General features: G+C 46.1%; 24 protein-coding genes. All 24 read right to left on the bottom strand.

From position 1 onward, the window contains the following. Window positions 1-14: 14 nt before the first annotated feature. The 24 genes from ANCC_RS10890 to mreD all read right to left on the bottom strand — a co-directional run bounded on the left by ANCC_RS10890 (window position 15) and on the right by mreD (window position 22,969). Complete coding sequence (locus ANCC_RS10890; RefSeq protein WP_006565802.1) at window positions 15-809, bottom strand: ABC transporter ATP-binding protein; 795 nt, start codon at window positions 807-809, stop codon at window positions 15-17. After that, the gene (locus ANCC_RS10895; protein ID WP_006565803.1) at window positions 803-1,717 is read right to left on the bottom strand and encodes an ABC transporter permease; all 915 of its coding nucleotides are present in this window, start codon (window positions 1,715-1,717) and stop codon (window positions 803-805) included. Before ANCC_RS10895 ends, ANCC_RS10890 begins: the two co-directional genes overlap by 7 nt. A 212-nt stretch (window positions 1,718-1,929) precedes the next feature. Continuing rightward, on the bottom strand, window positions 1,930-2,946 hold the full coding sequence (locus tag ANCC_RS10900) for an ABC transporter substrate-binding protein (RefSeq protein ID WP_006565804.1): 1,017 nt from the start codon (window positions 2,944-2,946) through the stop codon (window positions 1,930-1,932). Between the two features lie 296 nt (window positions 2,947-3,242). Next, a complete protein-coding gene (locus ANCC_RS10905) occupies window positions 3,243-4,241 on the bottom strand; it encodes an ABC transporter substrate-binding protein (RefSeq protein WP_156340474.1) in 999 nt (332 codons plus the stop codon). Between the two features lie 8 nt (window positions 4,242-4,249). Next, on the bottom strand, window positions 4,250-6,337 hold the full coding sequence (locus ANCC_RS10910; protein ID WP_009290523.1) for a polyribonucleotide nucleotidyltransferase: 2,088 nt from the start codon (window positions 6,335-6,337) through the stop codon (window positions 4,250-4,252). Window positions 6,338-6,510: 173 nt separating this feature from the next. After that, a complete protein-coding gene (gene rpsO, locus ANCC_RS10915; RefSeq protein ID WP_006565808.1) occupies window positions 6,511-6,777 on the bottom strand; it encodes a 30S ribosomal protein S15 in 267 nt (88 codons plus the stop codon). Between the two features lie 126 nt (window positions 6,778-6,903). Beyond that, window positions 6,904-7,698, bottom strand: a complete 795-nt coding sequence (proC, locus tag ANCC_RS10920) for a pyrroline-5-carboxylate reductase (RefSeq protein ID WP_006565809.1) — start codon at window positions 7,696-7,698, stop codon at window positions 6,904-6,906. A 15-nt stretch (window positions 7,699-7,713) separates the two neighbouring features. Continuing rightward, entirely contained in the window at window positions 7,714-8,631 is a 918-nt protein-coding gene (locus ANCC_RS10925; RefSeq protein WP_006565810.1) for an RluA family pseudouridine synthase, read from the bottom strand. After that, window positions 8,631-9,125, bottom strand: coding sequence for a signal peptidase II (gene lspA / locus ANCC_RS10930; RefSeq protein WP_006565811.1), 495 nt, complete (start codon window positions 9,123-9,125; stop codon window positions 8,631-8,633). Before lspA ends, ANCC_RS10925 begins: the two co-directional genes overlap by 1 nt. Continuing rightward, on the bottom strand, window positions 9,122-10,213 hold the full coding sequence (aroB, locus tag ANCC_RS10935) for a 3-dehydroquinate synthase (RefSeq protein WP_039946216.1): 1,092 nt from the start codon (window positions 10,211-10,213) through the stop codon (window positions 9,122-9,124). The genes lspA and aroB overlap by 4 nt, the downstream gene beginning before the upstream one ends. After that, on the bottom strand, window positions 10,200-10,787 hold the full coding sequence (locus tag ANCC_RS10940) for a DivIVA domain-containing protein (protein ID WP_039946186.1): 588 nt from the start codon (window positions 10,785-10,787) through the stop codon (window positions 10,200-10,202). The genes aroB and ANCC_RS10940 overlap by 14 nt, the downstream gene beginning before the upstream one ends. A gap of 10 nt (window positions 10,788-10,797) precedes the next feature. Continuing rightward, window positions 10,798-11,550 carry a YlmH family RNA-binding protein gene (locus ANCC_RS10945; protein WP_006565814.1) on the bottom strand — a complete coding sequence of 251 codons (753 nt, stop codon included), beginning with the start codon at window positions 11,548-11,550 and terminating at the stop codon, window positions 10,798-10,800. 3 nt (window positions 11,551-11,553) lie between these two features. Next, a complete protein-coding gene (locus ANCC_RS10950; RefSeq protein ID WP_006565815.1) occupies window positions 11,554-12,084 on the bottom strand; it encodes a cell division protein SepF in 531 nt (176 codons plus the stop codon). A gap of 15 nt (window positions 12,085-12,099) precedes the next feature. After that, window positions 12,100-12,792 (bottom strand): YggS family pyridoxal phosphate-dependent enzyme, encoded by a 693-nt coding sequence (locus tag ANCC_RS10955; protein WP_006565816.1) that lies wholly within the window; start codon window positions 12,790-12,792, stop codon window positions 12,100-12,102. Window positions 12,793-12,810: 18 nt separating this feature from the next. Next, window positions 12,811-14,175, bottom strand: coding sequence for a biotin/lipoyl attachment domain-containing protein (locus ANCC_RS10960; RefSeq protein WP_006565817.1), 1,365 nt, complete (start codon window positions 14,173-14,175; stop codon window positions 12,811-12,813). Continuing rightward, window positions 14,176-15,117: a tRNA modification radical SAM protein MnmL/YtqA gene (mnmL, locus tag ANCC_RS10965; protein WP_006565818.1), complete on the bottom strand. Its 942-nt coding sequence runs from the start codon at window positions 15,115-15,117 to the stop codon at window positions 14,176-14,178. A gap of 4 nt (window positions 15,118-15,121) precedes the next feature. Next, complete coding sequence (locus ANCC_RS10970; RefSeq protein WP_233441523.1) at window positions 15,122-16,099, bottom strand: D-alanyl-D-alanine carboxypeptidase family protein; 978 nt, start codon at window positions 16,097-16,099, stop codon at window positions 15,122-15,124. Window positions 16,100-16,162: 63 nt separating this feature from the next. Continuing rightward, the gene (locus tag ANCC_RS10975) at window positions 16,163-16,558 is read right to left on the bottom strand and encodes a methylglyoxal synthase (RefSeq protein WP_006565820.1); all 396 of its coding nucleotides are present in this window, start codon (window positions 16,556-16,558) and stop codon (window positions 16,163-16,165) included. Between the two features lie 11 nt (window positions 16,559-16,569). After that, window positions 16,570-17,685: an FtsW/RodA/SpoVE family cell cycle protein gene (locus ANCC_RS10980; protein ID WP_006565821.1), complete on the bottom strand. Its 1,116-nt coding sequence runs from the start codon at window positions 17,683-17,685 to the stop codon at window positions 16,570-16,572. A 15-nt stretch (window positions 17,686-17,700) separates the two neighbouring features. Beyond that, window positions 17,701-17,967 carry a cell division topological specificity factor MinE gene (gene minE, locus ANCC_RS10985; protein ID WP_006565822.1) on the bottom strand — a complete coding sequence of 89 codons (267 nt, stop codon included), beginning with the start codon at window positions 17,965-17,967 and terminating at the stop codon, window positions 17,701-17,703. 15 nt (window positions 17,968-17,982) lie between these two features. Continuing rightward, the gene (gene minD / locus ANCC_RS10990; protein WP_006565823.1) at window positions 17,983-18,768 is read right to left on the bottom strand and encodes a septum site-determining protein MinD; all 786 of its coding nucleotides are present in this window, start codon (window positions 18,766-18,768) and stop codon (window positions 17,983-17,985) included. Between the two features lie 20 nt (window positions 18,769-18,788). After that, a complete protein-coding gene (gene minC, locus ANCC_RS10995) occupies window positions 18,789-19,523 on the bottom strand; it encodes a septum site-determining protein MinC (RefSeq protein ID WP_006565824.1) in 735 nt (244 codons plus the stop codon). 15 nt (window positions 19,524-19,538) lie between these two features. Next, complete coding sequence (locus tag ANCC_RS11000) at window positions 19,539-22,454, bottom strand: penicillin-binding transpeptidase domain-containing protein (protein ID WP_006565825.1); 2,916 nt, start codon at window positions 22,452-22,454, stop codon at window positions 19,539-19,541. Further along, entirely contained in the window at window positions 22,454-22,969 is a 516-nt protein-coding gene (gene mreD / locus ANCC_RS11005) for a rod shape-determining protein MreD (RefSeq protein ID WP_022261000.1), read from the bottom strand. Before mreD ends, ANCC_RS11000 begins: the two co-directional genes overlap by 1 nt. Window positions 22,970-22,980: the final 11 nt, after the last annotated feature.

Consider the following 22,980-nt stretch of genomic DNA (forward strand, 5'->3'; position numbering starts at 1 on the left):
GTTCTTCCTTTCTCTTATGATAATAACATTCTGTCGTTGGCAAAATCTTCTCCGCTGGTTTCCTCAAACTTCTGCAGAAGATCGGCGACTTTCAGGTTCTTCTTTTCTTCCCCTGAAACATCATAGATGATCCTGCCGCTGTTCATCATGATCAGACGGTTTCCGATGCGTATGGCATCTTTCATGTTATGAGTTACCATCATAGCGGTCAGACTGTCTCTTGCGATGATCTTCTCCGTAAGTTCCAATACCTTTTTCGCCGTCTTCGGGTCCAGAGCCGCCGTGTGCTCGTCTAAGAGCAAAAGACTCGGCTTGTTCAGCGTAGCCATTAGCAGTGTCAGGGCCTGTCTCTGTCCTCCGGACAAAAGGCCTACCTTTGAGGTAAGACGATCCTCCAGTCCCAAGTCCAGCATCGCCAGCTTTTCTTTATACATCTTTTTCTCGCTCTTTGTAATGCCCCAGCGCAGGCCGCGGTTCTTCCCACGGCGGTGAGCCATGGCCATATTCTCCTGAATTTCCATGCCGGCTGCGGTTCCCATCATAGGGTCCTGGAACACACGCCCAAGCATATAGGCCCGTTTGTGCTCCGGCAGGTCCGAAATGTCTTTGCCGTCCAGAAGGATAGTTCCCTGGTCAATGGGATATACGCCTGCGATCATGTTCAGCATCGTTGACTTGCCTGCCCCGTTGCCTCCGATCACAGTCACAAAATCCCCCGGATTCAGGTGAAGATCGATCCCGTCCAGCGCCTTCTTTTCATTGACCGTGCCTTTATTAAATGTCTTGTGCACATCGATGATGTTTAACATGCGGTGTTCCCTCCTTTTCCAGGAATTCTTTTCTGGGAGTATCTGGACTTGATCGCCGGGATACCCAGAGCTAACGCTACGACTAATGCCGTAAACAGCTTCATATCGTCTGTGCTGAGTCCCATATACAGCACCAGTGAAATGATCATGCGGTAAATGACAGAGCCAAACACGACAGAAGCCAGTATATACATGAAATTAAACCGTTTTCCAAAGATTACTTCTCCGATCACGATGGATGCCAGACCGATGACAATGGCTCCGGTCCCCATCTTAATATCACCATATCCCTGGCTCTGTCCGACCAGAGCACCTGAGACGGAGATCATTCCGTTGGAAATGACAAGGCCGATGACTTTTGATGTATTCGTATTAGCCCCCAAAGCCCTGACCATATATTCATTGTTTCCGGTCGCCCTCAGGGCACATCCGATCTCTGTGCCGCAGAACCAGTAGATGCACAGCACCACAAAAATACTGATCACTGCTCCAACGAGCAGAGTAGCCATCGTCTGATCCAGTTTCAGTGCATCAATAGCCTGGGTGAATACGGTATCCTCTCCCAGCAGTGATGTGTTTGGCTGTCCCATGATACGGATATTGACCGAATACAGGGCGATCATTGTCAGAATACCGGCTAAAATCGCAGGGATTTTTAATTTCGTATGTAAAAATCCGGTGACTGCTCCTGCCGCCATTCCCGCCGCCAATGCGATGACAAGAGATGCAAAAGGGTTCACTCCTTTTACGATCATAACTGCGCTGATGCATCCCCCAAGGGCAAACGTACCTTCACAGGACAAATCCGGAATATCCAATATCCTGAATGTAATATAGACACCAAGCGCCATGATTCCCCACAGTGTACCCTGGGCAATCGCACTCTGCATGTTTACTGCTAAATCCATTCTTCTTCTCCTTTTCTTACTTTACTGTCCACGAGAATTTATTATACCACGATTTAAGACTTTGCACCAGTGAAGTTCTGAGAAAGCTGTCCATGTATATAACTGCTATTTTCTTTCTTAAAAGGCGGACTAATTCTCCGGAAGAAAAAAGCTGTCTTCTTTCACTCCATGAAAGAAGACAGCTTATATACCTATCATTTATTACGGTAGATTTATTTTTTCTTTTCTGTGATCGTTGTCACCATCTTGGCTTTTTTCTCTAAATCTTTCGGAACCTTGATTCCCAGCTTCTTTACGGTATCTTTGTTGATGATCAAGTCAGCATTGCTCTGATATTCGATTGGCATTGTCTTTGTCTCTGCTTTGCCCTCTAAGATCTTGACTGCCTGCGCAGCGGTCTGTTTTCCAAGTTCGTAGTAGTTGATTCCGTATGTAGCAAGGCCTCCGCCGGTGCACATACCTTCTTCTCCCACGATAACAGGAATCTTGGCTTCGTTGGCTACCATAGACACGGTATTCATTCCGGCTGCGATCAGATTGTCTGTCGGCGCATAGATGGCATCCGCTTTCCCTTTCAGGGATTCCACTACCTGACGAATCTCGCTGGATTCGGATACAGTAGCATCCATGGTCTCAAATCCTAACTTCTTTGCTTCTTTCTTCGCCATAGCGACCTGGATCTTTGAGTTTGCTTCTGCTGAACAGTATAACATAGCTACTTTCTTTGTTTTCGGAAGCATCTGTTTTAACAGTTCCATCTGCTTTTTCACTGGTGTCAGGTCTGAAGTTCCGGAAACGTTGTTGCCTGGCTCCTCATTGCTCTTTACAAGTTTTGATGCAGCCGGATCTGTTACGGCTGTCACCAGAATCGGAATATCCTTTGACTCATTCGCCATCGCCTGAGCCGCAGGTGTGGCAATCGCCAGAACCAGATCACACTTGTCATTGACAAACTGAGATGCGATGGTCTGACAATTTGACTGCTCATTCTGAGCATTCTTATATTCAATCTTGATCTTATCTCCGTCTTTATATCCGGCATCCTCAAGGCCTTCTTTAAAGCCTTTGTAAGCCGCATCTAAAGCTGCGTGCTCGGTAAGCTGCACAACGCCGATCTTCTTTTGTTCCTTTTTTGCCTCGTCTTTCTTGTCACTTCCTCCGCATCCGGAGAGTACCGCTGCACTCATCACGGCTGCAAGCCCCACTGCCATAAACTTCTTTAATCTCATAACTCTGTCCTCCGTCCTTGTTGTTGCGTCATCACTTCAACGCTTTTATGTGCTAAATTATAGCACTGCCGTTCCTCATTGTCAAGCAGATAACAAAGTGGGCAAGCCGCTTGAACTCTCCAACCCCTCAATCTTTGAGGGGCTTGGTAACTTCGCGTACCAGATGCAATTTGATGCAGTCAAATGATTTCCTTACGCATCTGTGTACAGCCCGCGGAGCGTTTTTTGTTTCATAGGGCAGGTCGCAGAACTTTCCTATGAAACAAAAAACTGCCCCGGTCTCCCGGAGCAGTTCTCTATTTGCTCTTATTCTGTGTTTTAACGAACTTGGCTGTTTTTTTCAGTTCATCCGGAACCCGAATCCCCAGTTTTTTCACCTGGTCTTCATTGATGATCAGATCATACTGATCCTGATATCCTACCGGCAGTTCAGAAATCTTTTTCCTGCCTTCCAGTATCTCTTCCGCCTGTTTCGCGGTCTGCTTTCCGAGCCGGTAATAATTGATGCCGTATGTTGCAAGCCCGCCTCCTGTACAGAGAGCTTCCTCTCCAACGATCACCGGGATCTTAGCCTCATTGGCCACCATGCTGACAGTATTCATGCTGGCGGAAATGATATTGTCCGTCGGCACATAGATAACGTCTGCCCGGCCTTTTAAAGACTCCACAACCTGCCGGATCTCACTGGATTCCGACACTGTGGCATCCATCGTCTCAAAGCCCTGTGCCTCAGCCGCCAAACGGGCCTGTTTTACCTGAAGCACAGAATTTGCTTCCGCAGAGCAATAGAGAAACGCCGCCTTTTTTGCCTCCGGCACCAGCTTTTTGATCAGCCCTATCTGTTCTTTCACCGGGGCCATGTCAGAAGTTCCCGACACATTTGTACCCGGTTTTTTATTATCCTTTACCAGCTTGGCAGCCTGGTGGTCTGTCACTGCCGTGGCAAGGATCGGAATATCCTTCGTCTCCGTAGCCATGGCCTGTGCAGCCGGTGTTGCAATGGCCAGCACCAGATCACTCCGGTTCCCGACAAACTGGGAAGCGATGGTCTGACAGTTGGACTGATCATTCTGGGCGTTTTTATACTGAATCTCAATATTTTTGCCGTCCACGTATCCGTCTTCTTTCAGGCCGTCAACAAATCCTTTTCTGGCGTCATTTAACGCATCGTGTTCTACCAGCTGCAGAATTCCGATCCGCTTTACATTATCTGATTTTTTGTCTGCACATCCTGTAAGAGTCATCACAGTCGCAAACACTGCCAGGATGCCAAACGCTTGTGCTTTTCGTCTCATATTCTTCCCTATGATAATTTTTCTTCCAGTTTTAAGTTGATTCTGCCCATCTTGTCAATTTCCAGTACTTTGACGGCTACGCGGTCCCCGATGTTGACCACATCTTCCACTTTCTCCACGCGATCTTTTGCAAGTTTGGAAATATGGATCAGTCCGTCTTTGTTCGGTGAAACCTGTACAAAGGCACCGAACTGCATGATTCTCACGACCTCGCCCTCATAGATATCGCCCACATTCAGCGGTTCCACGATAGATTTAATAATACCAATCGCTTTATCAATCATTTCCTGATCTTCACTTAAGATATCCACTCTTCCGGACTCATCAATATCAATTTTCACGCCGGTCTCATCAATAATAGCATTGATCGTCTTGCCCTGTTTGCCGATGACTTCGGAAATCTTCTCAGGATCAATGGTGTACTGGGAGATCTTAGGCGCATATTTTCCTACATGGTCTCTCGCTTCTCCGATGACCGGATTCATAACGTCGTGAAGAATATAGGTTCTCGCTTCTTTTGTCCTTGCGATCGCTTCACGGATAATCTGGTCTGTAAGTCCGTGGATCTTGATATCCATCTGGATGGCTGTGATTCCCTTATCGGTTCCTGCCACCTTAAAGTCCATGTCTCCGAAAAAGTCTTCCAGACCCTGGATGTCGGTGAGGATCAGATAATCATCGTCGCTGTCTCCTGTCACCAGTCCTACAGAAATACCGGCTACCGGCGCTTTGACCGGCACACCTGCTGCCATCAGAGACAGAGAAGATGCACAGATGCTTCCCTGGGATGTGGAACCATTGGATTCCATGATCTCAGATACGGTACGGATCGCATACGGGAACTCTTCTTCTGTCGGAAGCACCGGTATCAGTGCACGTTCTGCCAACGCTCCATGTCCGATCTCTCTTCGTCCCGGACCTCTGCTCGGTCTGGTCTCTCCTACGGAATAGGAAGGAAAATTATAGTGGTGCATGTAGCGCTTGCTCGTCTCGTCCTGATCCATGCCGTCCAGTCTCTGCGCTTCTGAAAGAGAGCCCAGAGTGGTCACGGTCATAACCTGGGTCTGTCCTCTCTGGAACAGTGCAGAGCCGTGGACTCTCGGCAGACAGTCAACCTCTGCCGCCAAATGACGGATCTCCGTGATATCCCTTCCGTCCGGACGCTTTTTATCTTTTAAGATCATTTTTCTCACGGTCTTCTTCTGGAAGGTATACACAGCCTCCCCGATCTGAGACAGCCACTCTTCATTGTCGGCATAGCGCTCTGCTAATTTATCTTCAATACCGCGGATATTTTCTTCCCTCACCTGTTTTTCATCGGTGAAGACCGCTTCTTCCATGGCTTCCGGTGTAATAAAGGAAACCATATCCTCATACATCTCCTGATCGATTTCATGATGCTCATATTCATGCTTTTCTTTGCCGCATTCTGCAACGATCGTGTCGATGAATGCAATAATCTCTTTATTTACCTCATGTGCTTTAAAGATCGCCTCAATCATTATATCTTCCGGCACTTCATTGGCGCCAGCCTCAATCATGATAACTTTTTCTCTCGTAGAGGCCACAGTCAGTGACATCTCGGATACTTCTTTCTGAGCCGCCGTCGGATTGATGATAAACTCTCCGTCAATCAATCCGACCATCGTGGATGCGGTAGGTCCGTCGAAAGGAATATCAGAAATGCATGTCGCGATAGCTGAACCGAGCATTGCGGTAAGCTCCGGGCTGCAGTCCGGGTCTACGGACATAACAAGGTTGTCCAGCAGTACGTCGTTTCTGTAATCTTTCGGAAACAGAGGACGCATCGGACGGTCGATTACACGGTCTGTGAGAATCGCATTCTCAGAAGGTCTTGCCTCTCTCTTTAAAAATCCTCCCGGAATTTTACCCACTGCATACTGTTTCTCTTCATATTCGACACTCAGCGGGAAGAAATCAATTCCGTCTCTCGGTTTATCGGAAGCCGTAGCTGTCGAGAGGACAACGGTGTCTCCGTAGTGCATAAATGCCGCACCGTTTGCCTGTGCCGCCACACGCCCCACTTCTACGGTCAAAGTCCTGCCTGCAAGTTCCATACTAAATTTTTTTACCATGTTTAATCTCCTTAAAACAATATTTAAAAGACGCCGAAACAACTAAGCGGTCCACAGCACAGTCTGTGGACTCCTTAGTAGTCTCGGAATACGTCTTTCACAACTTTTTTATTGTATCACAACTGAATGAAAAAAAGAAGACAGGAATTTGAATTCCTGTCCCCATAATTCTGCTATTTTCTCAGTCCGAGTCTCTCGATCAGCGCACGGTATCTAGCAACATCCTTATTCTTTAAGTATGCTAAAAGATTACGTCTCTTACCTACCATCTTTAACAGACCTCTTCTGGAATGGTGATCCTTCTTGTGCATATCAAAATGCTCCTGAAGTTCTTCAATCCTTGCTGTAAGGATCGCGATCTGCACTTCCGGTGAACCGGTGTCATTGGCATCCCTTCCGAATTCTGCAACGATCTGTTTTTTCTTTTCTGATGAAATCATTTTGTTTCCTCCTTAAATTATATGAAATAGCCGCCAGATACTAAGACTTGGTCGGAGATGTCCGAAATCTGAGTACCGGTCAACTTGATAAGTATATCACAGAAAAAATCCCCTGTAAAGGATCATTTACATATTTCTGCTCACTTCCACAGCTGCATTAGCTGCTTCTATGACAGCGCTCCTGAGTCCTTTTTGCTCCAGTACTCTGACTGCCTCAATAGTAGTTCCCGCCGGTGAACAAACCGCATCTTTTAATTTCCCGGGGTGTTCCTTTGTCTCAAGAACCATTTTTGCACTGCCCAGCACTGCCTGGGCAGCAAAGGTATATGCTTTTTCTCTCGGTATCCCTCCGAGCACCGCAGCATCCGCCAGCGCCTCGATAAACATATAGACGTAGGCCGGTGAACTTCCGCTGACACCGACAACCGCGTCAATGAGCTTTTCATCCACAATTTCTACCTTCCCGAAACTTTCAAAAATCTTCCGGACTTCCCGTGCTTCTTCCTCCTCAACATATGGATTCATACACATGCCGGTCATGCCTTCCCCTACCAGAGCCGGTGTATTCGGCATGGTGCGGATGATTTTTGTTTCTTTTCCGAAGCTTCTCTCCACAGTCTCCATAGAAAGTCCTGCCGCAATAGTGACAACGATCTGGTCTTTGCCGACCTCGTCCCGAATCTCCCGGATCACCTTATCATACATCTGCGGTTTCACGGACAGAACAATGATTCTTGAATTCTTCGCCGCTTTTATGTTGTCTGACGTTGTTGTTATGCCTAGCTGCTCTGAGATTTGATTCATTTTGTCCTCAGAGGGCCCGGAAGCGATCATCTCGTCTTTTGTAAATGTCCCTTCCGCAAGAATTCCCGAAATCATGGCCTTCGCCATGTTTCCGCATCCGATAAATCCAATTTCCATGCTGATTTCCTTTCTTTAACCTAAACGTTTTAAGAGTTCTTCAAAGTATGCAGGAAGCCCTACCTCAAACTCCATGTATTCCTTCGTCCTCGGATGGGTAAACCCGAGGACTTTGGCGTGAAGACACTGCCCTTCAAGGGAATACTTAGACTTTTTCGGACCATAGACGGTATCACCCAAAAGCGGATGTCCGATGGATGCCATATGCACCCGGATCTGATGGGTCCTTCCCGTCTCCAGTCTGCATTCGATGTAGGTAAAACCTTCTTTCAGGCGTTCCAGCACCCGGTAATGAGTGACTGCTCTCCTGCCGGCCTCCCGGTCTATGGCCATCTTTTTTCGGTCTTTCCTGCTCCTTGCGATCGGTGCATCCACTGTTCCTGATTCTTCTTTTATGTTGTGACAGACAATGGCGTGATATCGCCTTGTGATCGTATGATCCTTCAGCTGTTCTGCCAGACACTGGTGGGCCATATCGTTTTTGCAGACGATGAGAATTCCTGTGGTATCCTTATCGATTCTGTGGACGATGCCGGGGCGCAGTACCCCGTTGATCCCTGACAGCTCATCCCTGCAGTGTTCCATCAGCCCGTTGACCAGAGTGCCCTCATAGTGGCCAGGTGCCGGATGAACGACCATGTTCTTGGGTTTATTGATCAGAATAATGTCCCGGTCTTCATAGACAATGTCCAGATCCATTTTTTCAGGCTTAATGGAGAGCTCCGTCGGCTTCGGAACCTTCAAAATGACCCGTTCCCCTTCCCGGACTTTATAATTGCTCTTTTTTTCAGCGTCATCTACCAGCACCGCTGAATCTTTGCAAAGCTTCTGTAAATAGGATCTTGTAAATTCAGGGAACCTTCCGGCCAGACAGACATCCAGTCTGCTGCCGGTCTCTTTCTGCGAAACTGTAAATTGTCTCTCTTGTTCCATCAGCCCTGTTTCCTTTTTTCCAAAAATGCAAAATCGTCTTCTTTATAATAAACAAGAATGAGAAAAAACAGTACTGCCATAGATACTGTCACATAGATATCAGCTACGTTGAACACAGGGAAATTGATCGGCTTAAAGTAGAAAAAGTCCACCACATATCCCCTGAAAATTCTGTCTATAAGATTGCCGACGGCTCCGGCACATAAAAAAACATAGCAAAAGCGGAGCGGACGGTATTTTTTCTCATCCGGAAGCTTAGAATAAGCAAATGTAAGCAGTGCCACAGCAAGCACTGTGATAACAAAAAACAGCCATTGCTGGTTTTGAAGAATTCCAAAAGCCGCACCCCTGTTTTCCACGTACTGAAGTTCAAATATATCTTTCAGGATTGAAATTCCTTCTCTCCCTTTCAGGGACATCACCGCCGCTGCCTTTGAAATCTGGTCTGCGGCCAGAAAAATTGCGATCGCGGCAAACACTTTTATCTGCTTCATCTCAGCTCTTCCTCTAATACTTCCATCATTTCTTCGTCGCTGACCGTGAGGTCAATACAGGCCTCCCCGATCCTTTTTAAAAGGATAAAACGGATATGTCCGCCTGCCATCTTCTTGTCGGATTTTGTTGTCTCAATGATCCGTTCCGGCGTCAGCCTGTCAAACCTTTGATCCAGGGAAAAGGCATCAAACAGCGCACATATTTCCTCTGTTTCTTTTTCAGAAATCATACCGCGGTTTCTGGAGATCTTCAGGGCGAGACGGCACCCGATCGCCACACACTCTCCGTGGAGCAGTGAAAAATCCATCAGTGTCTCCACTGCATGCCCCAGCGTATGTCCGAAGTTTAACAGAGCACGCTCTCCCTGCTCTTTCGGATCTGCCTCCACAACCTGCCGTTTGATATCACAGCTTTTTCGGATCATCTCAAGCATTGTATCCGGATCTTTCGAGAGGATCTGATCTTTATGGTCTCTGATCCAGCAGTAATAAGCCTGATCTTTGATCAGACCATGTTTGATCACTTCTGCCATTCCGGAAACATACTCCCGGTCCGGAAGACTCTTCAGCGTATTTACATTAATATATACAAGCTTCGGCTGGTGAAAAGCTCCGATCATATTTTTATACTGGATAAAATCCACGCCGGTCTTTCCGCCAATGCTGCTGTCCACCTGGGAAAGCAGAGTCGTCGGAATCTGAATGAAATCGATCCCTCTTAAATAAGTCGCTGCGGCAAACCCGGCCATGTCTCCCGCCACACCGCCGCCCAGAGCCACAATCAGGTCCTTCCGGTCAAAATGATTCCGGATCAGCTGCTCATATAAATGTTCCACGGTCTTTAACTGCTTGTGGGCTTCTCCGGCACTGAAGCTGAATGTGGTCACTTTCGTACAGACAGGGTTTAGCAAGTCATACAACTCTTTTAAATAGAGCGGCGCCACATTGCTCTCTGTCACAATGCACACTTTTCTGTTTAACAGTCCGGCCTCAGAGAGTGCCTCTGTCAGGTCATCAAAAGAGTCCCTGAAATAGATATCGTATATTTTTTTCCCCTGTTCCCTGACGCTAAGCTTACTCTCTTCCATCATATTCAGGCTCCTCAGCAGCCGCTGCCTCTGTCTCTTCTTTTTTTGATTTCTTTGTGATCTCCAGATCATATACGGGATTTTTCAGATAATCCAGCTGCCCGTTGATAAACTGCATCATTCTGGATTTGTATGACACATAATCCCCGGTCAGTTTGTTGATCTGTTTTTCCAGAGAAGCGATCTCTTCCAGCTTTTCCTGGTTTTCTTTATCAAATGCCTCTCTCGCCTGCCTTGCAAAATCCTCGGCTTCTCTTCTGGCCTTTTCTAAGATCTCCCTGGCTTCCATCTCAGCCTGCTCTTCCATGGCTTTGGCCGCCTTATCGGCATTTGCGATCGTCTCCTTGGAAGTTTCCTCCGCAAGCACCAGTGCCTTTTTCAATGACTCTTCGATGACACGGTAATGGTCGAGATTCTCTGTAAGGGCTGAGACTCTCTCTTTCAGTTCGTTATTTTCTTTGTAGACTTTCTCGTAATCTCTGGCCACTTCCTCCAGAAATTCATCGACTTCAATAGCTTTATAGCCAAATCCTCTTTTCAGTTCCTTACCTAATAACTCGATTGGTGTAATCATGTGCATCCTCCTATTTATAAATTTGCAGCTTTACGTGAAACCTGCCCTTCTTCGTCTCTCTTCCCAGTTCCTGAAACCGGAATTTGCCGAATCCCCGGACAGATATAACGTCTTCTGGTTTTGCCTGGTAACTGTTCCTTGTCTCCATTTTCCCGCGGATGAATACTTTCTGACTCTGAAATAAAGAAAGAGCCTTGCTCCTCGAGAGCCCGAAAGCCAGCCCCACAAGAGCATCCAGCCTTGGTGAAGACACAAATCCATCTTTTGTACTATATTCCTGCCAGTAATGAATTTCCTTAAAATCTACACCGACGGTTTCCACCTGTGTATTCCTGACCTTTGTAAGTTCCCGGCACAGGAATTCAGCCATATGTCTGAAACAGAAAACATAAGCCTCCCCGTCCGAAATTAAAATATCGCCGATCTGGTTTCTCTCGATCCCCAGATTCATGAGAGCACCGAGGTAATCCCTGTGGGTGAGCGTTTCTGCAAACTTCTTAAAAAGAGGCGAGATTTTGGCACACGCCAATGGAATCTCACCTTCATATCCAAACATCTCTTTTGAGCCGAACACAACAATACAGCGGTCATAATCTTCATGGCCGCCATAAAGTGATGCGTCTGCAAAAGAAAGTTCCTGTCTCATCTCATGAAAGAGGCTCTGTTCCCTCTCCGACAGAAACGGTGTATGGGTATACACTGAATTCATAAATGCAGTCTGAGCCAATTCCTCCAGTCGCTTTTTAAACAGCTGCTCGTCCATGGCTTATTTTAACTGAGGTGAGATAATATTTTCATTCATGATCTCACTTCTCAAATCTCCATTGACCTCGATGCTGTCCGGTGCCGCAATAAAAATATTGTTGGAAACAGCCTGAAGGGAGCCGTCAATCGCATAGGTCGCTCCGCCCACAAAGTCGATGCTTCTCTGGGCAACCGTGAGTTCAACTCCTTCCAGATTGATGACAACTGTCTTGCCTTCTTTCAGAAGATCTGCCGCCGTCTGGGCCTCTGCAAAATCCTGTGGCTTAATCACGTAAACTTCTACACCGTGACCGTTCATGGATACCACTTTCCCGGAGCCGAAGCGGCGGGGTTTTGGATCTTTCGTCTCTCTGCTCGTGTATGTGATCGGTTCAATCACATTTGACTCTTCTCTGACCGTATCTTTTTTCCGGAAGAATGAGCGCCGTTCTGTATCCGGTTCTTCTTCCTCCTCTTCGTATTCGTCGTACTCATCATATTCTTCATCTTCCGTAAGCTTCATAAAATTCAACAGCTTATCCACTGCACCCATGCTCTTTATCCTCCACTATTTGTTGTAGTCTCTTTCCCCAAAAATACCTGTTCCTACCCGCACCATGGTAGAGCCTTCTTCCACCGCAACCTGATAATCATTCGTCATACCCATGGAAAGGATGTTCATAGCTATATTATCAAAGTTTTTCTCTTTGATGTCAACAAATAATTGCCGCATCCTTCTGAAATATACCCGGTTATTTTCTGGATTTTCCACGAATGGTGCGATCTGCATGAGTCCCTGCACCAAAACCCCCGGAAGCCTAGAAATTTCTTCCAGCGCACCGAAGAGCTCTTCTTCCATAAAGCCGGATTTTGTCTCTTCCCTTGCCAGGTTCACCTGGATCAGCACCGGCACCTGAATCTTATGCTTTAAGGCTTCTTTGCTGATCTGCCGTGCCAGCTTTACAGAATCCACAGAGTGGACCAGCGCCACCTTATCCACTATATATTTTACTTTATTTGTCTGAAAATGGCCGATCATATGCCAGCGCACCGGAGACTTGATCTCCTCATATTTCTTCATGATTTCCTGGACCTTGTTTTCCCCGAAATCCATGACCCCGCAGTCCATCAGCTCCTCGATCATAGACAGAGGTTTTGTCTTGCTGACCGCGATCACAGTCACCTCTTTTGGATCTCTCCCCGCCTTTTCACAGGCAGCCTTTACATTTTCTTTCACTAATTTGTACTGGTCGATTAACATATCACACACTTCCTAACTTTAATATATGATTTGGTTTTCTTTGATCGCTTTGCTGTCGAGAACGACAAAATCATACAGCCGGATGCCATTTAACGTATCTGTCTCTACTATGGTATAGCCGTCTTTATTTACAATAACCTGTACCGGACGGAAATCAGCATAGCCCTGATTCGTGCAGTAGACTCCTTTCAGTCTCTTCTTTTCTCCTACCGTAAAGCGGTCACCGGCATCCATTGCCTCAAAGGTAGTGCCTTCCTCCACCTCTTCCGGATCAAGATAACAGTAATTCTTTGTCTTTTTATAAATCTTAAATTCTTTTTGTTCCACCTTGACATTTCCGTCCTTGGACGTGGTTCTGACACTGAACCCCTCGCCGGCTCCGTTATTACCTTTTGTAATATACTTGACCGGAACCTGATAAAACTGTTTTGAGACGATCGCAGAATCCGGAATTTTAAGTCCCTGATACGTATCCAGGAGCAGATCGATATCTACATACCGTTCTCCGATGTAGCGGATCAGATATTGATCCAGAGACAGATAGGCAAAATAGCCGTCTTCTTTTTTTTCGGTCTCAACGCCGGCCTCTGCTTTCATCTGATCATCCACAAATTTCACGGTTACAGTCTTTCTGCCTTTTAGGCTGGTATACTGCTCCTTATCAAGAAGGACCGCCAGTGTCCATTTTTCACTCTTCGTCACCCTGCATACGGTGTCCCCTTTTTTCACTTTGTCTGTAGAATTCAGTTTTGTAACCCTGTAATTTTCTCTCTCAAAATCACTCGCTTTTATCTGGCCTGCCTCCCTGCCGTCGAAGGAGTCCGAATAGAAGCTTGCAATGCCGCTGATACTGCTCCTTCTGGTAGAAAACGACGCATCCCCGACCTGTTCTTTGACCTGTTCCATGACCTTCTTCAGAGATTTTTCATTGATGCCCAGCACAGCATTTTTCAGATCATATTTCAAGTCATAGACATCTTCAAAATCTTTGTCGGAGTAGATAGATTTAAACTCGGAAAGCCGGCTTTTGATCCTGGTATTCTCCTGAATATCTCCTCTTCCCTTCATTTCTTCCACCTGATTGGCAAACTCTTTCTGGACCTTTCCGTTCTTGTCCAAAACATAAAGCATGCCGGACTTTTTGACCCTTTTCCCCTCTTCCGTATAATATGTAATATAACCGTCGTCTTCGGCCTTCAAAAGTTTCTCGTTCCTCAGGGCGATTCCGGTGAGGGAATATGTCGATGAAATTTTATCTTCTGTCACTTTATAAACTGTCAGCTTTTCCTTGCCTATGAAGATCATTACGTTGATCAGAACATAGATCAGCAGGACAAGAAAAACAACAGTCCCAATATTCCATCTCGATTTTTTCCTAGCCATCTATATCCTCCAGCGCCTCAAAGCTGCCCCGTCTAAATAATTACATCTGCATCCCTGGACATATCCTTTTTGTTTCATCGTTTCCTCAAACAGATCCTTTAATTTCCACCAGCTGACACCCCAGTTTGAAAATACGGCATCTTCCTCGGGTACTCTGCTGAAAAGCCTCTCGATGACAATATCTTTTCTAAGTTCTGCCACAAACTCTGCCAGCCGGTTGATATATTCTTCTTTTGTGCATAATGATATTTTACCATCCCTGTATTCTTCATACAATACGGAGTTCTTCGGAATATAAAGAGAATGGGCCTTGACCACAGACACGGGCAGGGCAGAAATCACCCTGGCTGTCTCCACTGCATCTTCTACTGTGTCTCCGGGCAGATTTAGAATGACATGGGTACAGATCTCAAACCCGAAGGGGGCCGTGAGGAGAACCGCATTTAAATACTCTGCCAGAGTATGGCCCCTGTTCATTTTCTTCAATGTATGGTAATTGACCGTCTGAAGTCCAAATTCTATGGTCACGGCGGCTCCCCGCTCCTGTTGTATCTCATTTAAAAACTCCAGATAATCTTTTCGGATACAGTCAGGTCTTGTGGATATTGAAATTCCCACAATATCTTCTTCCTCCAGTGCTTCCAGCACATAGTTACGAAATTCCCCAATAGGCAGAAATGTATTCGTGTAATTCTGAAAATAGGCTAAAAACTTTTTTGCCCCATACCGTTTGCCGATATAAGCTTTTGTCCTGTTCAGCTGATCCTTTACAGGCACTGTTTCAGACATGGCTTCAAAGCCGGTCCCGACTCCGGCACAGAAACTGCAGCCTCTGCCTTCCATCCGGTTCGGACAGGTCACAGGAAGATTGACCGGGAGCTTATATACTTTCTCCCCGAATCTCTTTTTCAAATGTGCCGAGTAAGTGTTGTAGAGTTCCATCTTCTTAATTTTCCTTTTTCAATACTTCTGTCATCGTGTGATATAGAGTTTGTTTGCTGGAAGCTTTTAAAATGACAGAAATGAATTCTTCACCCTCCTCGTTTTTTGTGAGAATGATCAGACAGGAACCTGCTTCTGTTGTCGTCCCCGTCTTTCCTCCCAGCATAAACACTTTGTGAGGAAGATTATAATTGCCCAGCAGGTACTGATTGGTCGCTGCCATATCAAATGCCTGGAGTTTGTTTTTTTGGTTTGTATATTCTATATAACTGCTCGCCTTTCCTGCAATGGATAAAAATTCATTATGTTTCACCAGTTCCTGGAAGATCAGGTACAGGTCATACGCAGTCGTATAATGATTCTTCAAATGCAGGCCGTTTGGATTCTCAAAATTTGTATTGGTAGCTCCAAGTTCACGAGCCCGTTTATTCATCATTGCCACAAACTTTTTGTCACTGCCTGCAACCTTTCTTCCGAGAGCGATGGCAGTATCATTGGCCGACATGACGATCAGTCCGTTTAAAAGGGCTTCTACTGTGATCTTGTCACCTTTTTTCAGATGCAGGCTCACCGCTGCCGGGTCATCGAAGGTGATATCTTTATCAATGGTTACAACATCGTCGAGCCTGCAGTTTTCCAACACCAGAAGGGCCGTCATGATTTTTGTAATACTCGCAGGGTAGGCCTTGTCAAATACCTTCTGCGCAGCGACCACCTGATTTGTCGTATTGTTGACGAGCAGCGCTTCTTTCACTCCGGAATACTGCTCTGTATCGGCATCCTCCCTGGATATAACGCCTACATAGGCTCCTTTCGACTTCCAGTTATCCCCCAGAGTCTCCGTCCTAAGCTCATCCTGATTCTTCTCCAGATGTTTTTCATAAGTAACGGAAAGCTGCGTCAGTGTATCCGCCGCGCTGCACCCGGTCAGAGAAATGAGCAGTACTGCCGTCATACATATACATAAAATTCGTTTTTTCATTCTGTCCTCCTGATTTCAAGTAAATGCCCTGAGAAATGAAAAGAAAGACTGCCATGTGACAGCCTATTGAGTATACATCTCTCTCCAGTCCAGATCCCCCCGGTCCAGGGCCATGATCAGAGCCTCTGCCGTCGGCAGATTGGTGGCACATGGGATGTTATGTTTGTCACAAAGGTTCAGTACGTCATAGAAGCCCTGTGTCCTCTGCTTGTTGTCCGGATCCTGCAGAAAGATCAGAAGATCCATTTCATTGTTTTCGATCAGCGCTCCGATCTGATGCATGCCGCCGAAATGTCCCACCTGAAGCTTGTGAATCGTTAAGTTTGTCACTTCCTCAATCACCTTTCCCGTGGTGGCTGTGGCGTACAGCGTATGCCGCCTCAAAATATCCTGATAAGCAATGCAGAGGTTCTGCATCAGCATTTTTTTCGCATCGTGCGCAACTAATCCTACATTCATAAAGGTTCCTCCTAATATTTTTTGCGTTGAAGATAGATATTCAGCAGCAGGCCGATGGCAATGGATGCCGACAAGAGTGAACTCAGGCCATAGCTGATAAACGGCAGCGGAAGTCCTGTATTGGGCAGAGTTCCCGTGGCGACTCCAATGTTGATAAAAGACTGGAATCCCATATAGGCAGACACGCCCACAGCTACCATTTTGGCTGCTCCATTATCGGCTTTCCGGGCCACATTCAGGCACTGGGCTACTAAAAGAACCAGGAGTCCGATCACAACAAGACATCCTAAAAATCCGAACTCTTCTCCCACCACAGAAAATATAAAGTCTGTCTGGCGTTCTGAGACCAGATTTACATCGCTGGCGGAGACATCCGAGATCGTATTCGACCCGAATCCCTTCCCGAACAAACCGCCGGACCCGATGGCCATGACAGAATTGGCTGTCTGGAGTGCCGTAGAATCCGCATAGGCTGCCGGGTTTAAAAAGGACATAATCCGCGCTACCTGATGAGACTCTAAAAGAATCTGTCCCGGTGTCTGGACATACCATATAAACACTGCAAAAAGGGGAATCCCTATGATCAAAACTCTAAGGATCAGCTTTGAGCTTAATCCTCCCACAAAGACGATGGCAAGAATGATAAAAACGATATCCAGTGTCGTGGACAGATTGGGCTGTTTTAAAATCAGATACAGCGGCGGTGCACATAAAAGCGCAAGTTTGCCCAATACTTTCGGTTCGTTCAGATCATCCTCATGGCGGACTACGAAATCTGCGATGACTATGATCATCACGATCTTGCTGAGTTCTGACGGCTGAAGCGTACCCAGGGGGCCCAGTGAAAACCAGCGCTTTGCCCCGTTTACGTCTTTTCCGAACAGCTTAACGCCGATCAGCAGCAAAAGATTGATGATATAGAGCAGATTGGAACTCCGAAGCCACGTCTGATAATCGATCAGTGAAACTACTGCCATGACAGCAAAACAAAGGATCAGACCCAAGCCCTGTTTCATCACAAAAGACGGATTTGCGCTGTGGATAAAAATAATTCCTAATGTGGCCAGCACCAATACATTGAGAACCAGCTTTATATTGTAGTTTTGCAGTCGGTAGTTTCTAAGCATTTTATCACTCCATGTCTATTTTTTCTTTTTCATTTCCCGGATCGGGATATTCGCAAACAGAGCCGGTCCTGTGTGTTCCTCGTCGTTTTGGGTGATCTGGATGTCCAGTCCCTGGGCATCGATCTCCATATATTTTGAAATCACTTTGATAATGTCATTTTTAATCAGTTCCATCGTTTCCGGAGAGCAATTGGAACGGTCAGAAACAAGCAGGAGCTTTAACCGGTCTTTGGCTTCATCCGCCGAATTTTTCTTTTTAAAAAAGCTGTCAAACAAACCCATTCTTCTACCCCTTCCCTATTTTTTGAAGATACCGGCAAGTTTCTCGAAGAATGATTTGGTATCCAAATCCAAAAACGGTACTTCTTGTCCCATAACTCTCTTACAGATATTTGTATAAGCCTTTCCTGCTATACTGTCACTGCCCACAAGAGGTTCTCCCTGGTTTGTGGAGACGACAATGTTCTCATCATCCGGCACAACTCCGATCAGCTCAATAGCCAGGATATCCAGCACATCATCCTTGGAAAGCATGTCCCCTCTTTTTACCATATCCATACGGATCCTGTTGATGACCAGGTCGATCTTATGTATCTCATTTGCCTCCAAAAGCCCTATAATCCGGTCTGCATCACGGATCGCAGATACCTCCGGGGTCGTCACGATCAGTGCACGGTCTGCTCCTGCGATGGCATTCTGGAATCCCTGTTCAATCCCTGCGGGGCAGTCCAGAAGGATATAGTCAAACTCTTCTTTCAGCTCATCCACAACTTTTTTCATCTGCTCTGGACTCACAGAAGATTTATCCCTTGTCTGTGCAGAAGGCAGAAGATAAAGATCAGGATATTTTTTGTCCTTGATCATCGCCTGTTTGATCCTGCAGTTTCCCTCTACCACATCGACAAGATTATAGACAATCCTGTTTTCCAGCCCCATGACCACATCCAGATTCCTGAGTCCGATGTCCGTGTCGATCAGTACAACCTTTTTCCCTTCTTTTGCCAGACCGGTTCCTACGTTGGCCGTCGTGGTTGTTTTCCCAACGCCGCCTTTTCCTGATGTGATTACGATTACTTCACTCATTGTTTTCTTCCTCCATTGTTTTAAGCTGTAATTTCATTCAGAAGTGATTTTGATATAGGTTCTATGTAAATATTTTCATCCTCTACAAATGCAATCTTGGCTTCCTCGTCACCCTGCTTTGCTTTTTTTCCAAACAGCCGCTTCTTTGCAGATTCCTGATCGGATGATCTCGCAATATAACTGCCGATCCGAATCTGCATCGGCTTCATCTCCAGGGCAGCGATGAAAGCTTTGTCATTCCCGTCCACTCCTGCAAACACATAGCCTTTTACACATCCCAGTACGACGATATTGCCTTTTGCCTTCACGGTGGCTCCGGGATTCACATCCCCGATGACTACCACACTGGCATCGGATTCCAGACTCTGTCCGGATCTCAAAGTCCCCTGATAAAATTGTCCGAAGGAGACTCCTCCGCTTTTTAACCGGGATTCGTTCTGGGACTCTTTCAGCCTGATTGACCGTTCTTCGATCACCTTTTTAAATTTCGTTTCCAAAACCTGGTCCCCTTCCATTACATAAGCAATAGAAAGGGAGCTGTTTTCTGAGATTGTCTCCAGAACCCGTTCGGTTTCCTCCACACTCAACACCCTTCCTTCGATCTTTAACACAACCTGGGTCTTGGTGTTGAAGAACTTTGCGGCCTCCACAAACTTTTTCGCAATAATGGTAAGCAGTTCTTCAAATTCTATCTTGTCATCCAGGACAATCGTCAAACCAAAATTGTTTCCCTTTAACAATACTGGTTCTTTCATATATATTCACCTCTCTTAATCGGATACTGAACCGGCCGCAGAAATTACTTTCTTGTCCTTCCTTAATTTCGCCTTCTCTTTATCATTTGCAAAATAATACTTATAGACATCCTTCGCCGCGGCTGCCGCATTGGATGACGTATATCCATAAGGGATGACCGCGGTGACCGTGATCTCAGGATCCTCATAGGGACCGAAAGATATGAACAGCGCATGATTCGGCCGTTTCTTATCTTCCTGGGCGGTTCCTGTCTTGCCCGCCACTTTCACATTGAGCCCTTTAAATATACTGGTCACAGCGCCTTTCTTTCCGGAAACAACCCTGCGCATGCCGGACCAGACCGCATCCCAGTAAGAGTCATCATTCAGCGTGAGTTTGCTCTTCTTCTTGACACCGTATTTTTTCACTGTCTTTCCGCCCGATGTGGTAACTTTATCTAAGATACTCAGGTCGTAGACAGTTCCCTTATTTGACAGCGTCGTCACGTAGTTGGAAATCTGGCTCGGCGTGAAGCTGTTTGTTCCCTGTCCGATGGCAGAACGCACAGAGGTCTCATCTGAAATATGCGGAGCCATCTCGCTCAGCTCTATGCCGGACTTTTTATTCAGTCCTACCTTGGTCGCATATTTTTTCAAAGCCTCCAGGCCTTTCTTGCTGCTGTATGATGACCCTGTCATGCCTAAGTCATATCCTACCTCATAAAAGAAGCAATTACAAGAGACTTCTAATGCCCCGGCCACATTATTGTAGCCGTGCTTTCCGTTGGGATAAATCCAGCAGTGGGCCGCAGGACTGATCTTGTCAAACACGCCGGTACACTGTATCTGAGTGCCAGTGGAAATTGTTCCCTCATTCAGGGCGGTGATCGCAGACAAAGGCTTGAAAGTGGACCCCGGAGCCGTTCTGTGGTTCAGCACCTGATTGTAAAGAGGCGTCGCCGTGGAATTGGCCAGCTGCCGGTAGTAGTCGTTGTCGATTCCGTTGGACAGCTTATTGCTGTCATATCCCGGATAGCTGACCATGGCTTTCACTTTTCCCGTGTCGGGATCTGTGATCACAATGGAGCCGGAACATGGATCCAGTCCGAGCTGGGCCGGTGTAATCTCTCTTTTTGAAAGCTTCTGGCGTATAAAGGAGTAGGCATCCAGGGAACCGCTCTTCAGGCTCTGATAGGTCCCTGCGTCTTTTTTCTTATTCAGTACCCCCTGCTCGTACAAAAGTAGACAAACAGACCTTCCGCTGAGTTCACCGGTTCCGATCTTCTGTTCGCAAACCGTCAGATCAAATTCATCATCCTTTTCAAGCTGTTCTTCCACATAGGACACAAGCGCGTCAAAGATCTGTTCTGTATCACTGTATTTGGACGGCAGATCCAGCATGGAAATATCGATCCATTCTTTATTGATGGCATATTTGAGGAACTCACCCAGGCCGATCTTTTCATCTTTCCATCTGAGATATGTCTTGTCCTTCGTGTCAATAGAGCCGGTTAAGAGAACTTTTTTCCTGGAAAGCATCTTATACACATAGTCAGCATAATTCTGCTTTTCCTCACTCTCGTCTTTGTAAGCCTTTGTACTGCCCGTAAGATTCTTCCGAATCGTTTTAATACTGTCCTTTTTGAGGCTCTGAATCTTTTTATACATGCTCTTTTCGTAAGAATTTGCACGCTCTCCGTTCAGGTCCGTGATGTCTACAATACTGTTTCCAATCAGTGAATAGTAGACATCTTTGATCGGAATCCTTATATTGCTTCTGTCACCCTTGGAATCAGAGGTGGTGAGTTTAGACAGAACGATGCCTGTGATTCTTCTCTCCAGCAAGTTATATGCATATTCCTGAAGATCGCTGTCGATCGACAGGACTACGTTATTTCCTGTTCCTGCCTTTTCTGTCTTAGTCGTTTTTACGATCTTTCCTATATTGTTAACGATCATGCTCTGGCTGCCGCTGCTGCCGTGCAGATAAGACTCCAGCTCTTTTTCAATGCCTGCCTTTCCGACCGCATCGTCCATCGCATAATAATCTTTGTCGCTTTCCTTTTTTCCTTTATTATAGTCATCAAGCTCCTCGGTATTGATGGTACCGGTATAACCGATCACATGAGACATGGCTTCACTGTTTTTATAAACCCGGATGGACTTGGTGCTCACGTCGATGCCCGTAAGCTCATTGGAGCGTTCTTCGATCTCCGCGATACTCCTGCTGCTCACCTCCGTGGCAAAGGTCACCTTCATATACTGAGAATAGCGGCTTAAGTAGGCGCTGTATCGGACAGACATGATCTTTAAAGCATCTTTGTCTGAATACTTCTCATCGATGTCAAACATTTTCCCGACCCCGGGACTTCCCATAGTCCCGTTTCTTAAGTACTCAAACACTTCCTCCGCACTGGCATTCAGCTGCTGCTGACGGAGCTTTAAACGTTCCTTGGAAAGCCCCTTCGTATCTGTCCCGATGCCGAATGCTTCCCTCTTGAACCGTTCCAGTCTGGAGCCTTTCTCCGTAAAGCGGAATGTGCCGTTTCCTGTGATCTCGATCGGAATATCGCTCTTGAAGGAATCTTTGTTTTTTTCCAGGATCTTGATCACTTCATAAATCACCTTATTTTTTTCATAGTTCTCAGAAGTCTTATTTTCCTGAGCCAGCGTTTTAAACTTATTGTCATTCTGAAAATTGACCGTATAAACCATTTTGTTATATGCCAGAAGTTTTCCGTTGCAGTCATAGATATTTCCTCTCGTACCGGAAGTCTTGACGGTCTTTTCTACTTTGTAGGTGAAGTCTTCTTTATGTGACTGCCCCTGAACGATCTGAATGACAAACAGCCGGCAGACCAGTACAAGAAAGAGAACTGCAAATAAAACAGCCATTGCCAGAAGCCTGTTTGCCAATAATTTTTCAACCCGGTTTTGTAACTTTCTAAACACTAGAACATGCTCCTTTTTTCTGAATCACTGATGCGTACGTCGATGAACAGAAGAAGTTTATACAGAGGCAGCGCGATCAGCCCCGTATAGACCGCTTCCGGTATCATAATATCTTTTAAGTAACTGAAAAATGCAAATCTTCCTCTCAGTGCAAAGAAAAAGAAAAAGATCGCAAAGCTGTAAGCCAGGGTATTGATGACTAAAAGCCCGAACGGCAGAAGGACGTCGTCTTCATAAAAAAAAGAGTTGAAACATCCGTTGATATAGCCGATGAGCAGATAAAGAAGGGCATACTGCCCGAGAACGTCACCGAAAAATATATCGATCAGCAGACCGCAGGAAAATCCGATGCCGATCCCTGCTTTCTTTCCCCTGATCAGTCCCAGGGTCACCGTCAGGATCAGCAGAACGTTCGGCATGACATCGGCAAGTTTTAAAAACTGAAACACCGATGTCTGCAGAAGGAAACAAAAGATTACAGATAGAATATAAAATAAAGTCCGTTTCAGTCTCATCATCCCACCTG

Origin of the sequence: Anaerostipes caccae L1-92, assembly GCF_014467075.1 — a bacterium.
Lineage (GTDB): Bacteria > Bacillota > Clostridia > Lachnospirales > Lachnospiraceae > Anaerostipes > Anaerostipes caccae.

Excerpts from the sequence above, each read along its gene's own strand:
- ANCC_RS10890 (WP_006565802.1), bottom strand. The coding sequence starts at position 809 with ATGTTAAACATCATCGATGTGCACAAGACATTTAATAAAGGCACGGTC.
- ANCC_RS10895 (WP_006565803.1), bottom strand. The coding sequence starts at position 1,717 with ATGGATTTAGCAGTAAACATGCAGAGTGCGATTGCCCAGGGTACACTG.
- ANCC_RS10900 (WP_006565804.1), bottom strand. The coding sequence starts at position 2,946 with ATGAGATTAAAGAAGTTTATGGCAGTGGGGCTTGCAGCCGTGATGAGT.
- ANCC_RS10905 (WP_156340474.1), bottom strand. The coding sequence starts at position 4,241 with ATGAGACGAAAAGCACAAGCGTTTGGCATCCTGGCAGTGTTTGCGACT.
- ANCC_RS10910 (WP_009290523.1), bottom strand. The coding sequence starts at position 6,337 with ATGGTAAAAAAATTTAGTATGGAACTTGCAGGCAGGACTTTGACCGTA.
- rpsO (WP_006565808.1), bottom strand. The coding sequence starts at position 6,777 with ATGATTTCATCAGAAAAGAAAAAACAGATCGTTGCAGAATTCGGAAGG.
- proC (WP_006565809.1), bottom strand. The coding sequence starts at position 7,698 with ATGGAAATTGGATTTATCGGATGCGGAAACATGGCGAAGGCCATGATT.
- ANCC_RS10925 (WP_006565810.1), bottom strand. The coding sequence starts at position 8,631 with ATGGAACAAGAGAGACAATTTACAGTTTCGCAGAAAGAGACCGGCAGC.
- lspA (WP_006565811.1), bottom strand. The coding sequence starts at position 9,125 with ATGAAGCAGATAAAAGTGTTTGCCGCGATCGCAATTTTTCTGGCCGCA.
- aroB (WP_039946216.1), bottom strand. The coding sequence starts at position 10,213 with ATGGAAGAGAGTAAGCTTAGCGTCAGGGAACAGGGGAAAAAAATATAC.
- ANCC_RS10940 (WP_039946186.1), bottom strand. The coding sequence starts at position 10,787 with ATGATTACACCAATCGAGTTATTAGGTAAGGAACTGAAAAGAGGATTT.
- ANCC_RS10945 (WP_006565814.1), bottom strand. The coding sequence starts at position 11,550 with ATGGACGAGCAGCTGTTTAAAAAGCGACTGGAGGAATTGGCTCAGACT.
- ANCC_RS10950 (WP_006565815.1), bottom strand. The coding sequence starts at position 12,084 with ATGGGTGCAGTGGATAAGCTGTTGAATTTTATGAAGCTTACGGAAGAT.
- ANCC_RS10955 (WP_006565816.1), bottom strand. The coding sequence starts at position 12,792 with ATGTTAATCGACCAGTACAAATTAGTGAAAGAAAATGTAAAGGCTGCC.
- ANCC_RS10960 (WP_006565817.1), bottom strand. The coding sequence starts at position 14,175 with ATGGCTAGGAAAAAATCGAGATGGAATATTGGGACTGTTGTTTTTCTT.
- mnmL (WP_006565818.1), bottom strand. The coding sequence starts at position 15,117 with ATGGAACTCTACAACACTTACTCGGCACATTTGAAAAAGAGATTCGGG.
- ANCC_RS10970 (WP_233441523.1), bottom strand. The coding sequence starts at position 16,099 with ATGAAAAAACGAATTTTATGTATATGTATGACGGCAGTACTGCTCATT.
- ANCC_RS10975 (WP_006565820.1), bottom strand. The coding sequence starts at position 16,558 with ATGAATGTAGGATTAGTTGCGCACGATGCGAAAAAAATGCTGATGCAG.
- ANCC_RS10980 (WP_006565821.1), bottom strand. The coding sequence starts at position 17,685 with ATGCTTAGAAACTACCGACTGCAAAACTACAATATAAAGCTGGTTCTC.
- minE (WP_006565822.1), bottom strand. The coding sequence starts at position 17,967 with ATGGGTTTGTTTGACAGCTTTTTTAAAAAGAAAAATTCGGCGGATGAA.
- minD (WP_006565823.1), bottom strand. The coding sequence starts at position 18,768 with ATGAGTGAAGTAATCGTAATCACATCAGGAAAAGGCGGCGTTGGGAAA.
- minC (WP_006565824.1), bottom strand. The coding sequence starts at position 19,523 with ATGAAAGAACCAGTATTGTTAAAGGGAAACAATTTTGGTTTGACGATT.
- mreD (WP_022261000.1), bottom strand. The coding sequence starts at position 22,969 with ATGAGACTGAAACGGACTTTATTTTATATTCTATCTGTAATCTTTTGT.